The 15915-nt window shown below is 54.2% G+C and carries 12 protein-coding genes; 3 read left to right on the forward strand and 9 right to left on the reverse strand.

Annotated elements, in window-relative coordinates; all coding sequences use genetic code 11:
• The first annotated feature begins 35 nt into the window (after positions 1-35).
• Positions 36-200: a hypothetical protein gene (locus tag VPK24_RS00805; protein ID WP_393009843.1), complete on the forward strand. Its 165-nt coding sequence runs from the start codon at positions 36-38 to the stop codon at positions 198-200.
• 59 nt (positions 201-259) lie between these two features.
• On the opposite strand, the gene VPK24_RS00810 is transcribed toward VPK24_RS00805, so the two are convergent.
• From VPK24_RS00810 to VPK24_RS00825, 4 genes are all read right to left on the reverse strand, one after another.
• Positions 260-1696, reverse strand: a complete 1437-nt coding sequence (locus VPK24_RS00810) for a sensor histidine kinase (RefSeq protein WP_393009845.1) — start codon at positions 1694-1696, stop codon at positions 260-262.
• An 843-nt stretch (positions 1697-2539) separates the two neighbouring features.
• Positions 2540-5434, reverse strand: a complete 2895-nt coding sequence (locus VPK24_RS00815; protein ID WP_393009846.1) for an EAL domain-containing protein — start codon at positions 5432-5434, stop codon at positions 2540-2542.
• A gap of 208 nt (positions 5435-5642) precedes the next feature.
• Positions 5643-6734, reverse strand: a complete 1092-nt coding sequence (locus VPK24_RS00820; RefSeq protein ID WP_393009848.1) for a metallophosphoesterase family protein — start codon at positions 6732-6734, stop codon at positions 5643-5645.
• A gap of 80 nt (positions 6735-6814) precedes the next feature.
• A complete protein-coding gene (locus tag VPK24_RS00825) occupies positions 6815-7420 on the reverse strand; it encodes a shikimate kinase (RefSeq protein ID WP_393009850.1) in 606 nt (201 codons plus the stop codon).
• A 111-nt stretch (positions 7421-7531) separates the two neighbouring features.
• Between VPK24_RS00825 and VPK24_RS00830 the strand changes: the two genes are divergently transcribed.
• Entirely contained in the window at positions 7532-8419 is an 888-nt protein-coding gene (locus VPK24_RS00830; RefSeq protein ID WP_393009852.1) for an ABC transporter permease, read from the forward strand.
• A gap of 79 nt (positions 8420-8498) precedes the next feature.
• Here VPK24_RS00830 and VPK24_RS00835 read toward each other — a convergent pair whose 3' ends face one another.
• Complete coding sequence (locus VPK24_RS00835; RefSeq protein ID WP_393009854.1) at positions 8499-8927, reverse strand: DUF2511 domain-containing protein; 429 nt, start codon at positions 8925-8927, stop codon at positions 8499-8501.
• Positions 8928-9067: 140 nt separating this feature from the next.
• Here VPK24_RS00835 and VPK24_RS00840 point away from each other — a divergent pair, with 140 nt between their 5' ends.
• A complete protein-coding gene (locus VPK24_RS00840; RefSeq protein WP_393009856.1) occupies positions 9068-10417 on the forward strand; it encodes a CHAT domain-containing protein in 1350 nt (449 codons plus the stop codon).
• Between the two features lie 154 nt (positions 10418-10571).
• On the opposite strand, the gene VPK24_RS00845 is transcribed toward VPK24_RS00840, so the two are convergent.
• The 4 genes from VPK24_RS00845 to VPK24_RS00860 form a co-directional block, all read right to left on the reverse strand.
• Complete coding sequence (locus VPK24_RS00845; protein WP_393009858.1) at positions 10572-11012, reverse strand: hypothetical protein; 441 nt, start codon at positions 11010-11012, stop codon at positions 10572-10574.
• A gap of 45 nt (positions 11013-11057) precedes the next feature.
• Complete coding sequence (locus VPK24_RS00850) at positions 11058-12794, reverse strand: CTP synthase (RefSeq protein ID WP_393009860.1); 1737 nt, start codon at positions 12792-12794, stop codon at positions 11058-11060.
• Between the two features lie 285 nt (positions 12795-13079).
• Positions 13080-14507, reverse strand: coding sequence for a pyruvate kinase (gene pyk / locus VPK24_RS00855; RefSeq protein ID WP_393009862.1), 1428 nt, complete (start codon positions 14505-14507; stop codon positions 13080-13082).
• A gap of 560 nt (positions 14508-15067) precedes the next feature.
• Positions 15068-15802 carry a hypothetical protein gene (locus tag VPK24_RS00860; RefSeq protein ID WP_393009864.1) on the reverse strand — a complete coding sequence of 245 codons (735 nt, stop codon included), beginning with the start codon at positions 15800-15802 and terminating at the stop codon, positions 15068-15070.
• Positions 15803-15915 lie beyond the last annotated feature (113 nt).

Raw genomic sequence — 15915 nt, forward strand, 5'->3', positions numbered from 1 at the left:
AGCTTGGCTTAAGCTTTAGCAGATTTTAAGGCGAAGTGCGACCGGGGGTAGGTCGTGAATTTGACCAGATGTTGGGCGATCGGGATCTATGGGGATCTGTGGGGATCGATGGGGACGCATCGATCGAGTCATCCCGCCGCCAACTCCCGTGGGCTTGGGGCAACCTCAGTTTGGCTCGCTCTAGCTTTGGCCCGCCCTAGTTTTGGCTCGCGATCGCCCATGGACGACTGGCGCTGGGCCCGGGTTGGCGCTCGGGCGATCAGAGATCGGCAGTGAGGGGCAACCACACTTCAAAACTGGTGCCGGGTAAATCAAAGGGGCGATCGGGATAGGTTTCTGGCCAACGGGGTGATCGCAGTCGGAGGTGGCCCCCATGGCGCGCAATGATTTCGTGGGTGATGGCCAAACCCAGGCCCGTTCCTTTCCCGATCGGCTTGGTGGTGAAAAAGGTCTCAAAGATTTTGGTCTGAATGGCTTCGGGGATGCCGGGGCCATTGTCGGCAATTTCCACCATCACCCAGCCCGTCACATCCATGGTGCGGGGTTCCACCGCCGCGATCGAGGCCGGTTCGATCGCCGCCAAATCCGCCGGTAACTCGTCCATGCATTGGGTGCGGATCATGATGGTCGGCTGCCAGCGTTGTCGCTCCAGTGGCGGAATTTGGTTTTGCACCTCCAGCAGCGCATCCACCGCATTGGCCAGCAGGTTCATAAACACTTGGCTCAGGTGTCCCGACTGGCAAGCCACCAGGGGCAATTCCCCATAGGTGCGGATCACTTCCACCCCTTCCCGCAGGCGGTTGTTGAGCACAATCAGAGTGCTCTCGATGCAATCGTGCAGGTCGGCAGCCTTGAAGGTTTCTGATCCCACATGGGAGAAACTTTGGAGACCGGCAACGGTTTTTTTCAGTTTGTCAGCCCCGATCGCCATGCTGTCGATCAGTTTGGGCAAATCCTCCCGCAGGAAGTCAAACTCCATGGTCGATCGCAACTGTTGCAAGGTCTCAGGAATTTCCGGCAACAGGGCTTCATAGGCCGTCACCAGTTCAATCAAATCTCGGGTGTATTGGGTCAGATAAACCACATTGCCCGAAATGAAATTCACCGGATTCTTAATTTCATGGGAAATGCCCGCCACCATCCGCCCCAGGCTGGCCATTTTCTCCGCTTGAATCACCTGAGCGCGGGTTTGTTCTTGAATCCGCTGCATGGCTAGCTCGTGAATTTGGGATTGAGCCACCAGCAACTGGTGAACATCCAGCAGGCAATAGCAGCCTTCCTGAGATTCCACTGCCAACGGTTCATAGAGTAAGTCAGGCGATCGCTCCAGGGCCGCCCGCCCTGCCTGCACCACGAGCGTGCTGCCCGACAACACCAGCAGCGGCACATGGGCGTATTGATACATTACGCGCAGGGGCCGATGTAGGAACAACTCCGGGCCATATTGCCGGCTCAGATGCTTAAAAAAACGCCGCCGTGACAGTAGCCCTGCAAAGGCTCCTCGATCGAGCAATACGGCCCCTGGCAGTAGGGGATCCGCCTCCAAGGCTTGGGCCAGCTCAATCCCCGGCTGTGACAAATCCATGGCAAAGCAGGATAGGCACAGGTCATTGAGCGTGGACTCCAAATTCAGCGAGGCAGCAAGGTTAGGCAGCACAGCCGGAGCAGCCATGGTTGAAGTGGAAGTGGCAAGCATAGGAAATGAGGGTGCAGAGGGACGGGCGAGCAGCCAACAGGTTCAGAGCATTGCACTCGGAACCTGGGGCCGATATCAGGACCGAGATGTCATGGGAAAGAATGAATCAGGCTGGCACGCTCGATTGAAATCGCCTTAGATAGCCATACAACCCCAAGGGAGTCCAGTGTTGATCAACCAATTGCCTTGGTGAGTAACCTCGGTCAATTGACTCGGTTTGATGAATCGATCGCTTGGAATCGGGGTCTTAAGATTACTTGGTTGCAGGTAAACGTTCCCGACTTCTATCCTTTTCAAGGCTAGCATCTTACAGCAGGAAAGACAGAATAGATCTACCATAAAATCTTGTCAAAACATCTGATTGCAATCAGCCTGGCGTTGTCAGTGCAAGGCTTTGTCACGACAGCAAGTTCATTATTGAATCATCGGTTCAAGAGATCTTCATGATCTTTTCAGGGAATATTTTTAGGAAATGGGTTAAGAGGATTTTTTATTGAAACTTGATCTGTTGATAATATGCGTTTAACCAATACTTAAACAAATGACAGTAGCAATTTTTTCTGCGCTAGGTTTTGCTGCCTTGAGCTGTGACGGCCTTGTTCTATCTTGATTGTTCTATCTTGATATTTAGCACTCTTTTCAGTGCTGTCGTTGGTGCTTGGTTTTGTGCCCGATCGCGTTCTTGAGCCAATTCCCGATCGAGGTCTTGAGTAAGCCGGTTGCGGTGTGGCCCCAGCCTCGTTCCCAACAGGGGGGGGAAGATTGGTAACTTCAGCCCCTCGATCGCCACGCGATCAGGCATTGATTCAGACCCGATCGCGACCATGAAGGTTAATCAGCAACCTAGCAGAGGGGATGGCGAGCTGATTGGGGACGGGGCAAGGAACGAAGGGCCAGTGGCAATCCGGCATTGAGAAACTGACCGGCTTCCTCGGCGGGCACAGCTCTGGAGAATAAATAGCCCTGGCCAAAGCCGCAGCCCAAGTCTCGTAGGTGATCAATTTGGGGTTGGGTTTCAATGCCCTCGGCAATGACGCTGAGGCCCAAGTCGTTGGCTAAACCGATGACGGCACGGACGATCGCCGCGTCGCGCTGATTTTCGAGCATGGCTTGAATGAACGATCGCTCGATTTTGATCGAGTCGATCGGGAATTCCCGCAAATAGTTGAGGGAGCAGTAGCCCGTGCCAAAGTCATCGAGGCAAATTTTAATCCGCCGTTCCCGCAGTCGATCGAGACAGGCGCGGCTGGCATTTGGATCCAGCGCCAAGGAAGTTTCGGTGATCTCTAGACGAAGTTCATAGCCTTCTAGGTCGTAGGCATCCATTAATACTTCAATCAAGTCAGCCAACTCGGGAACCAGTTGCCGGGCCGAAAGGTTGACATTCACCCAAATGGGAAACACTTCGGGCATTTGGGTTTTCCAGATTGCAATTTGCTTGCAAGCGGACTGCAACACCCAATTCCCGATCGGGACAATCGCCCCGCGATCCTCCGCCAACCCAATGAAAGAAGCGGGCATCATTAACCCGTGGCGCGGGTGTTGCCAGCGAATTAGGCTTTCAAACCCCACAATCGATCGGGAATCGAGGGAAACGATCGGTTGGTAATGCAAACAAAATTCCCGCCGCTCGATCGCCCAGCGCAAATCCGTTTCCAGTTGCAATAGCTGTTCTGTGTCCGATTGCAGGGCCGCATCAAAAATCACAAAACTGCCATTGCGCTGTTGTTTGGCCCGATGCAAAGCCGCATCCGCATCGCGCAAAATCCGATAGGGCTGGTCGGGGCGCGAATCTCCGTGGGAATCGGGGCGGCAAACAATGCCCATGCTCGCTTGCAAAAACACATCGCGCCCATCCACCACAAAGGGATCGCGAAACACATCCTGAAGGCGGTGGGCGGCGGCCTTGGCGGCGGCCAATTGCCCCTCGTCGGAGGTGGCGGCGGACTCCACCAACACCACAAACTCATCCCCCCCCGTGCGAGCCAGCACATAATCGGGGGAAATGGCCTTTTCCAAACGGCCCGCCAGCATCATCAGCAGCCGATCGCCCACCCAATAGCCCAGGCTGTTGTTAATCCGTTTGAAGCCGTCAATATCCAAAAACAGCAGCACAAAACGAAACTGCGGATCGCGCCGCCCCCGAGACACGGCCTCCACCAACCGCTCCAAAAACCAAGCCCGGTTCCACAGGCCCGTCAGCACATCATGGGAGGAGTTGTATTGCAACTGGGCTTCCACCCATTTGCGGGAGGTGATGTCTAACAGGCACCCTTCGTAATAGAGCAATCGGCCATTGCGATCGCGCACGGCCTGGGCCCGTTGATCCACCCAAATGCGTTGGCCGTCTTGGCAATAGACCTGACATTCAAAGTTGCAAGCATCCTGACTTTGTTCCAACAGTTCCAGGAAACGCACCTCATCGGCCGGGCGCACGTAGAGGCGGCGATCGGTAGCATTCAGGGCCCGCAGGGCCGCTTCGGGAGACTCATAGCCCAAAATGGCCGCAAAGGCGGGATTGGCATGAAGATAGCGACCATCGGGAGACACCTGAAAAATCCCCTCGATCGCCCGTTCAAACAGGTTGCGGTAGCGGGCTTCGGCCTGTTTGTGCTGCAAAATGGGCCCCAGTTGGGCGGTGACGATCGCCAACCGGTTCAGCAAGGTTAAGTCTTGCTCTCGGGGGCTAGCGGCAAACAAAGCCAGCACCGCCAACACATGATCGCCGGTCAGAATGGGCAACACCACGCTCGATTGCAAGCCCACCCCCAGGGCCATTTGGCTGCGGCTGCAATGGTCGATCGACTCCAGCTCATAGTTGCTGATCCATTCCGGGCGTTTGGTTTGCCAAACTCGTCCCGGTGGCTGGCAGCCCAGCTTCAGGGTCAAGTCCAAGCTAGCCTGCCGAAACAAGTTCACGCCCTCGATCGTACAGAACCAAGCGGGGCTGCAAACCAGCGATGCACCATCCAGGCTGGGAACCCAAGCTTCGCCCGCAACCCACCCGGTTTCTTGGCCCAACACTTGCAACGCTTCTTCCAAAGCGGAGTCAAAATCAGCCGCCGCACTGGTCACGGCCACAACCCGGTTCCACAAGTCGGCATAGGCCGGGGATTGGGCTTCGGCTAAGGACGAAGACGCAGCCGCCGCAACGGTGGAAGGGCAAGATTCCGCACTGGCTGCACCACCCATGGGCCCCATGGAACGGTTGCCCCCTTGCACCACCCCATCCCCCAGAGCCTCAGGATTGGCATGGGCTAGGAAACGGGGCAATCGGAGCGATCGGGGAAATTGGGGCGATCGAACTCGGGGCCAGGGCCAGCGCCACCAGCCCAACGGCCAGGGAACCGCCCCCAAGGGATCCGCCGCCATGAGGCTCGGATCCAGAACCTTCAGCAGGCGATGGCGCAAGAGGCGATCGCTCAGCCACAGCACCAGGGACAAACCCGTTAAGCCCAGGGGCCCCCACAATTCCGTGTAGGGGCTGCGAGGCGGCAATTTTCCGGGCCAAGGGGCTGTGGGCGTTGGGCCGGTTCCCAAATCTTGGGGCGATCGCGCCATGGCCGATCGCCCCACCCCCTCAACGCACCCCAAGCAGACCACCAAGGCCGCAGCCAACCCTAACGGGAGAACCGATCGTTGAGGACGACTTTTACCCCCCGGCCGCCGGATTCGGCAGCTCGATCGGTGATTTCGTTGACTGCGCACTACACCCCAACCATTTCGTCCTTGAGTCATGCCTGCCCCTACTTATCAGCGACATCAGCCCTAGTTTTGGTAATCCCGGGCCGTCGTTTTTGAGTGCTAGCCAGCCATCGCTCATCGATCGTCTACCCAATGGTCGATCGGGAATAACCCAACCAACGCTTTGCAGAATTGGCGAAAAATCGATTGGCGTTTGGGATTAGCGTTCAATTTTTCGCGTTCAGCTTTTAGTGTCCTCTATTTAAATTGTGACCTTCAAAGCATGATCTTTGGACAGTAGTTGATCGCGCCGCACCAACCGACCGTTAAACCCAACAATTTCCCGAGGTAGCTGATCATCACGCAGGGAGCGGAACGGATTGAGTTGATAACTGCTATACCGCAAATTGGGAGATCCAAACCGTGCATCAATGACGGTCAAAGTGCGGATTGGAGTGCTAGAGGTGCCCAGCCACGATCGCGCACCGCCTCCCAAACATCCCAGGTGTAATAGATCGACCGTACCCATGCGTGCCGGAAAGTAAGCATGGTGATGGCCCGTGATGTAGGCAGTGACTTGGGCCCGTTCCAAGAGCGATTGCACTTGGGTGGTGTCTCGCAACACATTTCCCGGCTGGTTGCGTTGGGGAGTAACCGCATGGAGTGGCATATGACCCAACAACAATCGCACCTGGGCTGCTCGGCCGACTTCTGAGGTAAGCAACTGTTCCGCCCGTAATAATTGTTCCGTACGAATGACGGGCCCCGAAGCATCCCAGGAGACAATTAGGGCATTTCCGAGCCGAAATGCATAAAAAAAAGGGAACCAGGCATCATCCACCCAGTCCCAATTCATTGTTGATCGCTGTCTTCGCCAATAGGCTGCGGCTTCGTTTCGATCGAGTGCATATTTAAAGGTTCGATCGGGCAAGGTGATGTTTGAAGCGTCGTGATTGCCCAAGGTGAATGCAAAGGGAATCCCTGCTTGGTGCAGCGGCCGGTAGATGGTGCGATCGAACCCGGCCCACATGGCTTGGAACTGCGATCGGGTGAGGCCCAGCTTTTGGCCCGCCACCATGTCCCCGCCACAAAGCACCAAATCCGGCTGCCAGCGCTGAATCAGGGCGATCGCCTGATGAACCTCCGCGCGGTAATCCGTTTCGCCATAGCCATTGTTTAAATCGCTGATGGCAATGATCCGCAAATCACCTCGATCGGGTGGGGGGGCTTGCTCCAAATTGGGAGGACTTTGGGCCCAGGTGCGATCGGCCCGTTGCAGCCAGGTCGCCGCCCCCGTGGCCAGCAAACCACCAGCCAATAGATTTTGAACAAACTGACGACGAGATTGGGTCACAATGACGGCCTCTGGGGGTTAATCAACGGTGATTGATTAATTCATCGATTCATTCATCCTAAAAATCCTTAATCCTCGGTTTAATTTTCAGTGGAGCCAGTTACCTCCGGCCGCAAGACTCCCCGAATACCCACCAGAATTTGATCCACCACCTGGGCGGGGGACTGCTCCGGCTCGATCGCCACTTGCAAGTCCGCTTGGGCATATTGGGCCGATCGGCAATCGCGCAATTCCGCCAAGGCCGCCACCGGGTCGGGCGACTGTAACAGGGGCCGCTGGGCAATTTCGGCCGGATCCGCCCGCAAGCGCTCCACGATCGTCTCCAGGGTGGGATCTAGCCAAATCACCAATCCATGGCGCAAATAACCCCAATTTTCCTGTTGGGTGACAATGCCGCCCCCGGTGGCCACCACCAATCGCTTATAGGCGGACAGTTGCGCTAACACTTGGGTTTCCAGTTGGCGAAAGGCCGCCTCGCCTTCGGTGGCAAAAATTTGGGCGATCGACTGGCCAGCAGCCTGCTCAATCAACTGATCTGTGTCAAAAAAGCGATAATCCAGGGCGGCAGCTAACTGGCGGCCGGTGCTGCTTTTTCCTGACCCCATTAGCCCGACTAAATACAGACTGGTGCCACGAATCAAGGTGGCGAGATGTTGGGGATTGGGTGGCTCGGAAAAGTCAGTCATGGGATAAGGCAAAAATGGTGCGGTCTATCGTGCGGTTGCTATAGAACACGATAGGGCAGGACAGAACAAGCCAGAACTAGACAAAATTAGACAAAATTACAAACCAGGTCAATGAATCACTCGGAAAGTCTGTGGGGGGCGACTTGGCGGCGATTTTGTCGCGATCGGTTGGCCCTGTTTGGGCTAATTTGCCTGGGGGCGATCGGGCTGGCGGCCCTGGTGGGCCCGTGGCTCTATCCCCTTTCGCCCACGGACTTGGACTATGGCCGCGCCTACCAAGGCCCCAGCTTGGCCCATTGGTTGGGCACGAACGATCGGGGGCAGGATTTGTTGGCGCGGGTGCTGTCCGGTGGGCGGGTGTCCCTCACGGTGGGCATTGCTTCGATGCTGGTGGCGGTCACCTTGGGCACAACGATCGGGGCGGTGGCGGGGTTCTATGGCGGCTGGGTGGATGGGCTGTTGATGCGGCTCACGGATTTGTTTTTGGCCTTGCCTCAGTTGCCCCTGTTGTTGCTGCTGATTTATCTCTTTCGGGAACCGTTGCGGGCGATTGCGGGGCCAGAATTGGGGATTTTTCTGCTGGTGATTGGGGCGATCGGTGGGCTGAACTGGATGAGTGTGGCGCGGTTAATTCGGGCTAATTTCCTGACTCTGCGAGAACGAAATTTCGTGTTGGCGGCCTATGCCTTGGGGGCCCGATCGGGCTGGTTAATTTGGCGGCATATTTTGCCCAACGCGATCGGCCCGGCTATTGTTGCGGCTTCCTTGGCGGTGGGCACGGCCATTTTGACGGAATCGACCCTGAATTTTCTGGGGCTGGGCTTTCCGCCCGATGTGCCCACTTGGGGGCGAATGCTCTATGATGCCCAGAATTTTTTGGAAACCGCGCCGCATATGGCAATTTTTCCGGGGCTGGCGATTTTTATGACGGTTTTAAGCGCCAATTTCATCGGAGATGGGCTACGGGATGCGATCGACCCGCAACAGAGATCATCCTAATGCCTGAGATCATGAGCAGGGATGAGAGTGTCATAGTCAGAAGAGCCTAACTATCAGTGCAGTTAGGCTCTCCTAAAATCTATTGGCATAGCTCTAATCCACGATTGAGTAATCCTGAAATTGGAATTTTAGTACCTTGAATTGCAGGATTATCCTTCCATATAGGATCAATGGGAAGCGCACCCGTTGCTTTTGCGGAGCCATTCACTGCATAAACCTTTCCATTAACTCGGAAAATAACCTGCTGTGACGCTACGCATTCTAGAGTTCCACTTGGAACCGTTAATGGCCAAGATTGACCGAATTCGTTTTCAGTCACTTCAACAGAGGAAGTTTTCGCAATGGGAGATGCTGTCTGTGGTGGCGATGAAGAGTTGTTAGGGTCTGTAGTAGTCTCTAGTTGACTTGTCGCAGAGCTACAAGCGGTTACAAGAATGCTAATGGTTGAAATTATGATCTTGAGCTGCATGTTTAGCCTTTTGAGTGCCATTAAGGCAATAGTAGCCATTTTTTATATATTGCACTTATCCATACTCCGGCAAGCTAAAAAAGCAATACGTTTACATGAACTTGCATAACTTCAAACTGACGTTACCCTGACGATCGCCCAGTTGCCCTGTTTGAATAGGAACAGCGTTTTCACTACCCATGGGCGATCGCATGATTCGACAGTTGACGGCGAGCCTGGCAGCCGTAATGGTGGGCAGCACGATCGCGCCGCCGGGTTGGGCCAGCCAGCCCAGCGAACCCGTCACCCCCGCCAACGTGGTCAACAAAATCGAAGCGTTGTGGGAGGGGGAATACGAACGCCAATTCAACCGCGACTTACCCGCCCGACGCATTTCGGCGGCGATTGTCTCGGAACAGTTGCGGGAAATGGAACGGCGCACCGGCCAGCGATCGGCGCTGCTGTACATGATGCCCCGGGACAATGATGTGGAATTGGTGTTGGTCACCGGCCGCAGCGAACCCAGAATTGAAATCATTCCCGGCGCGTCCCAAGCCACCGTCAAAGAAGCGGTGAAGCTGCTGACCGTTGCCATCACCAACCCGGTGCAGCGGAACGGGGTGAACTATTTACCCTATGCACGACGCTTGCACAATTGGCTGATTGCCCCGATCGAGTCACAACTCCAGGCGGAAGGGATTGAGCTGCTGATTTTTTGCCCCGGAGAGGGGTTGCGATCGGCTCCCTTGGCAGCCTTGCACGATGGCCAGCGCTTTTTGATTGAAAAATACGCGATCGCTCGAATTCCCGGCTTCAGCCTCTTTGATCCTCAAGCGGGCAACCTCCGGCGATCGCGGGTGCTGGCCATGGGCGCTTCGCAGTTTGAAGACACCACCAACCTCAGCCCCTTGCCCGGTGTGCCGATCGAGCTGGAAGCGATCGTCGGCAATGGCGATCGGCCCGGTCTGTGGCCCGGTCGTTATTTCTTAAACAACCAGTTCACCTTGGGTGCGCTGCAACGGGAACGCCAACGCAGCGACTACGGCATCGTACATTTGGCGACCCATGCGGAATTTAAAGCCGGTCGCCCCGAAGCGTCGTTTATTCAGTTTTGGCAAGAGCGATTGAGCTTGGCGCAAATCCAGGCGATCGACTGGATCAGCAAGCCGGTGGAATTGTTGGTGCTCAGTGCTTGTCGAACCGCCGTGGGCGATCGGGAAGCGGAGTTGGGCTTTGCGGGCATGGCGATCGCCTCTGGAGTCAAGGCCTCGATCGCCAGTCTTTGGTATGTGAGCGATCGGGGAACCCTAGCCCTGATGAACGAGTTTTATCGCCAATTGCGCCAGGCCCCCACCAAGTCGGAAGCCCTGCGCCAAGCCCAATTGGCGCTCCTGCGGGGTCAGGTGCGAATTGAGGGCAATGAGCTACGCGGCTCCGGAGCCCGGGGTGGCACGGTGTTTCTGCCGCCGGATATTGCTGCCACCGGCCAGGAACTGCTATCGCACCCCTACTACTGGGCTGCGTTCACCGTCATCGGCAATCCTTGGTAGCGTCTGGCAATCACAACTCTGTACGCCCCCCGATCAACACAGACAAAACGATCAACACAGACAAGGGGCTTAAGCCCCTTGCCCCACGAAGGTTTAAGCCCCTTGCCCCCATGACGATTGAGGCTTGTGTTGATATCGATCGCCCATCAGGGGGTCAATCGCCCATCAGGGGGTCGATCGCTCCGGGGCCCGTGATGCATTTAGTGATGTAGTCATTCACTAAATGATAGGCTTCGGCGTTGAGTTCCGGGTGCAACACCATGTCTTGGCCATTGTCCGGCAACCAAAACACCAGCCGCCCGTTAGCCGATCGGGAGAAGGCCCGAATGGTTTTCAGATTGATGGTGTATTCCCGTCGATCGTAAACCAAATGCACCCAGTAACAGTCGGCGTTGGCATCCGGCAGGCGATCGATAAATTCCATTACCTGCTGGTAGGCCGTTGGATGATCCTGGGGAACCAAAACAACGGGCATGGCAGAGTCCGGCAGCCAAAACGAGATGCGCTGGCTGCTATCACGCGCAAAAAACCGAATACTCGCCAAATTCACGAGATATTCGTTGCGTTCGTAGGAAAACTGAATCCAATGTGCCACAGCCGCGCGATCGCCCGAACGACATCAACCTTACTCTACAAGACTCTACAAGTTCGCCAGTTCCGCCTCTGCATTACTGGCAAAAGTGGACAGGGGATCTTCTGCCGGATCCTCCACGGAATTCACCGCCTCCAGGGATGCCAAAGCCGGTTCCGGCGGGGCGATCGGGGCTGGGCTGCTGGGCGCTTGTCGGGCGATCGCCGCCTGCACAAACCCCAAAAACAGGGGATGGGGACGGTTGGGCCGTGACAAAAATTCCGGGTGAAACTGCGTGGCCAAAAAGAATGGGTGGCTCGGCAACTCCACAATTTCCGCCAGCCGACCATCCAGCGATGTGCCACTGATGCGGTAGCCCGTTTCGATCACCTGCGATCGATAGGAATTGTTGAACTCATAGCGGTGGCGGTGGCGCTCATAAACCACCTCCTTGCCATAGAGCCGGTGAGCCAAACTGTCGGGTTGCACTTGGCAGGGATACAGCCCCAGGCGCATCGTGCCGCCCAAGTCCACCACGTCTTCCTGTTCCGGCAACAGCCCAATCACGGGATTTTCGCATTGGGGATCAAATTCCGCGCTGTTGGCCCCCGGCAGACCGGCCACATTGCGGGCCCACTCAATCATGGAACATTGCATTCCCAAACAGAGGCCCAGGAACGGAATATGGTTTTCTCGGGCGTAGCGGATGGCGGCGATTTTGCCGTCAATGCCCCGAATCCCAAACCCACCGGGCACCACGATGCCGTCCACATCGCTGAGGTATTTTTCGGGCCCCCCATTTTCCAAGTCTTCGGAGCTGACCCAACGGATGTTGAGTTCGCTGTGGGTGTCGATCGCGCTGTGGCGCAAGGCTTCCACCACAGACAAGTAGGCATCGCTGAGGCTGACGTATTTACCCACGATCGCCACGGTCACGGTGCGCACAGGGTTATGCAGGCGATCGACCAAATTCCGCCAACGACTCAGATCCGGCTGGCGAGGCTCCATCCCCAACAGAGCAAGGGCCTGGTGGGCGAGGCCCTCTTCTTCCAAGCTCAGGGGCACATCATAGATGCTGGGCTTGTCCATGGCGGGAATCACGCAACTTTCGGGCACGTCGCAAAATTCCGACAGCTTGGCCCGTTGGTTGGCCGGCAAGGGCTGAGAACACCGACAAACAATGATGTCGGGCTGAATCCCGATCGATCGTAACTCCTTCACCGAGTGCTGCGTGGGCTTGGTTTTTGTTTCGCCCGCCGCCGGAATCCAGGGAATCAGCGTCACATGGACATAGAGCACATTGTTGCGCCCCGCATCCTTGCGGAACTGGCGCACCGCCTCCAGGTAGGGCAGCGACTCAATATCCCCCACCGTTCCGCCAATTTCCGAAATCACCACATCGGAGTTGGTGTTGCGGGCCACCCGATGGATGCGATCGCGAATTTCCCCCGTGATGTGGGGAATCACCTGCACCGTGCCGCCGTTATAGTCGCCGCGCCGCTCCTTGTTCAGCACCGATTGATAGATTTGGCCGGTGGTGACACTGTTGAGGCGCGACATGTCCGTATCGGTGAAGCGCTCATAGTGGCCCAAGTCTAGGTCGGTTTCGGCTCCGTCGCCGGTCACGAATACTTCGCCGTGTTGAAACGGACTCATCGTGCCGGGGTCAACGTTGATGTAGGGGTCGAGCTTGAGAATGGAAACCGAATAATTCCGGGACTTGAGCAGCCGACCGAGACTGGCGGCGACGATTCCTTTGCCAATGCTGGAAACGACACCACCGGTTACGAAGATGAATTTGGTCATGGCTGGCAAAAATTTTGGTGCTTGTAGCGTCGGTGCGCGTGAGGGGCGATCGGGTTGCAGATTAACTGACAGATCATTAACTGACAGATCATTAAACTGACAGATCAACCGATCATCTCAACAGATCGTCAGAAGATCGCCAGATGAAACCCGTCGGGTTTGAACACCCGAGTTGAACGCCCGGGTTGAACGCCCTCAATTCTGCCATAGGGCCTTGGTGCGATCGCTGAGATTTTAGAGCGATCGCCCCTGACCCCAGGAGCCAAAAATGGTCAGTCTCCCTTGCTAATCGGCAGCGATCGTGTGAATTTTCAGAAAATTAGTACTCCCGGCCTTGCCAAAAGGGACACCGCCCATCACCAAAACCTTATCCCCCGACGCTGCATATTGACGAGCCAACAAATCTTGCTCCACCAGCGCCAACGCAGAGGCCAACGTTTCCCCATTAAATCCCTTCAGCAAAATGGGCCTGACTCCCCAACTTAAACTCAAACGGTGATAAACCTTGGGATCGGGGGTATAAGCAATGATGGCCGTTTTGGGGCGCTCCGCCGATGCCAGTTGGGCGGTGTATCCCGTTTCGGTGAACGCCACAATGCATTGCAAATCGATCGTTTCATCGATCGCGTGCAGGGCTTCACTGATGGCATCCGTATCCTCATTTTGGTTGGGTGGATAGTTCACAAATTGAATTGAGGGTTCCACCTCCGTGGCAATCCGCGCCAACATTTTGACAGACTCGATCGGGTAGCTGCCCACCGCCGACTCACCGGACAACATCACCGCATCCGTGCCATCCATAATCGCATTCGCCACATCACTGGCCTCCGCCCGTGTGGGGCGTGGATTATGGATCATGCTGTCCAACATTTGGGTTGCCGTAATCACCGGAATTCCCCTTTGATTACAGAGGCGAATGATCTGTTTTTGAATCAAGGGCACTTTCTCCGGGCGCATTTCCACTCCCAAGTCCCCTCGCGCCACCATCACCGCATCACATTCATCAATAATGGCCTGCAAATTGGCGATCGCCTGCGGTTTTTCCAACTTGGCCAACACCGGAATTTCCGCACCCTTAGCCGCCAACAATGCCTTCAAAACCTGCACATCTTCCGGCTTGCGCACAAAGCTCAAAGAAATCAGATCAACCCCCTGGGCAATCCCAAACTCCAAATCCCGTTTATCTTTGTCGGTAATGGAAGGTAACTGCAAATCTAGGCTTGGAAAATTCACCCCTTTGCGACTTTTGAGAATGCCACCTTCAATGACCTGGCAATGAACCGCATGACCATCAATCTGTTGCACTGACAACTCCAACAGCCCGTCATCCAGCAACACTTGTGTGCCCGGTTCTGCTTCAGTGGCCAAGTGCGGATAGTCAATGCCGACAGTGTTGGGTTGATTTTGATATTCTGCGATCGGGACGAGGGTTAAAATTTCTCCCTCTGTGAGGGGAATTCCTTCGGGTGGTAAATCACCCACGCGGATTTTTGGCCCTTGCAAATCTTGCAGTAACATCAGGGGCAAATCCAGTTCTTCGGAGGCTTGCCGCAGTCGCCAAATTCGCTCCGCATGATCATCATAGTGACCATGGGAAAAATTCAGCCGCGCCACATTCATGCCCGCTAAAAGCATTTTGCGGATCATTTCTGGAGAATCGCTGGCCGGCCCGATCGTGGCCACAATTTTGGTGCGATGGGTTAACGGTTTCATATCATTCTTGCCTAACTGACAATACCGGCATCAAATGCGGAACCTGAAGAGATTCACCCCAACGCAATATCCCTCATGATTCAGACCCAATGATTCAGATCAGAACAGCGGCAACTTCAGCACCTTTAGCAACATTAATGTTGAATAATGAAATTAAACGTTAATGTTGCTCATGGATAGCAAATTGTGCCATGGGACTTGATCGTGGATCCCTAAAAATTGGATCACCGATAACCCGATCTTGGTTTTAAAGACCGAGAACTGTCAATAAAGAAATTAGGAAGATTTGCCTACTGTGCTCTGCAATACCAAATTCGTAATACTTGTGATGAATTCAATAATTAACTGCCAAAAATTGACTAACCTAATTAAAATCAAGATGTTCATTCATTGAATTTTCAAAAAATTATTTTTGGTCTCAATTTATGACTTTTTCTTTATGTAAATTATTAATATATTCATCAATGATTTACTCAGTGAATTATTCATGAATTTGCCGTAGTCTCTGTGTTGATTACCTACAAAAACCACGGCAAACTTTCTCTGAACTCAAATCTATTTTACTGAGCCTTACAAAGCTGCGTTTCAGCGCAAGGTTTTCCAAAAGGCTTGTTAAAAAGGCTGGGCCCTGTGCAAGTCAAGCCTTGATCCCATCCAGTTAGAGTCATATCCAAAGGATTGAATTGTGCTGAAACTGGATGACAGTTTGGGTTGTCATTAGCCCATTCAAATTTGATTAAATCATTTCCCTGTGGCAATTCGCCCAACTCTTGGCGAATCTGATCATTCACGACCGTATCAGGCTGACGACCTAATAAAGAAATAACTGCTTGATATGTCATCCCTGTTTGCAACTGCGCAGCCTTTTCAGAAATAGGAATACTTGGGCTGGTTGGTGATTCTGAGGGTTGACTTGCATTACCCAGGCTAGCAGCAGCTTGCTTCGCGTATTGAAGATTGCCCTGATATTCAGTTACTTTCCTCTGTGCAACTAAATAATTAGCGCTAGATTCCGGAACTGACTTCATTAAATTAATGGCTTGTTGCCAATTTTCGGCAACTTTTGCCCATTCTTCCGAGGTTTTAGCTGTTTGAGTTAGCTTGGCCGCTTCCATTGCCTTATTGACAGCATCCCTGAATTGAATGGTTGTACTAGGCTGAGTAGACGGACTGACTTGAGTAGATGGCGACGCATTAGGCTGAGATTCAGACTGTCCTGGTAGAAAATTACAGCTCTGGAGAGATGTCATTAAGCTTGCTACAAAAACCGCTGAGACAAAATTTAATCGATTCATTATGAATGTTCATCAAATAATCTGGAACTTCCTTTAAATTTTTACGCTAATTCGGGTATTGTGTGATTTTTGTAATGCTATCTTAATCAGGTCATTGACAGACCGCCTATTGA

Origin of the sequence: Limnothrix redekei LRLZ20PSL1 (assembly GCF_043235035.1) — a bacterium.
Lineage (GTDB): Bacteria > Cyanobacteriota > Cyanobacteriia > CACIAM-69d > CACIAM-69d > CACIAM-69d.

Bases quoted from the DNA above. Each gene is read 5' to 3' on its own strand.
- VPK24_RS00810 (WP_393009845.1), bottom strand. From the start codon at position 1,696: ATGCTTGCCACTTCCACTTCAACCATGGCTGCTCCGGCTGTGCTGCCT.
- VPK24_RS00815 (WP_393009846.1), bottom strand. From the start codon at position 5,434: ATGACTCAAGGACGAAATGGTTGGGGTGTAGTGCGCAGTCAACGAAAT.
- VPK24_RS00825 (WP_393009850.1), bottom strand. From the start codon at position 7,420: ATGACTGACTTTTCCGAGCCACCCAATCCCCAACATCTCGCCACCTTG.
- VPK24_RS00830 (WP_393009852.1), top strand. From the start codon at position 7,532: ATGAATCACTCGGAAAGTCTGTGGGGGGCGACTTGGCGGCGATTTTGT.
- VPK24_RS00835 (WP_393009854.1), bottom strand. From the start codon at position 8,927: ATGGCTACTATTGCCTTAATGGCACTCAAAAGGCTAAACATGCAGCTC.
- VPK24_RS00840 (WP_393009856.1), top strand. From the start codon at position 9,068: ATGGGCGATCGCATGATTCGACAGTTGACGGCGAGCCTGGCAGCCGTA.
- VPK24_RS00850 (WP_393009860.1), bottom strand. From the start codon at position 12,794: ATGACCAAATTCATCTTCGTAACCGGTGGTGTCGTTTCCAGCATTGGC.
- pyk (WP_393009862.1), bottom strand. From the start codon at position 14,507: ATGAAACCGTTAACCCATCGCACCAAAATTGTGGCCACGATCGGGCCG.
- VPK24_RS00860 (WP_393009864.1), bottom strand. From the start codon at position 15,802: ATGAATCGATTAAATTTTGTCTCAGCGGTTTTTGTAGCAAGCTTAATG.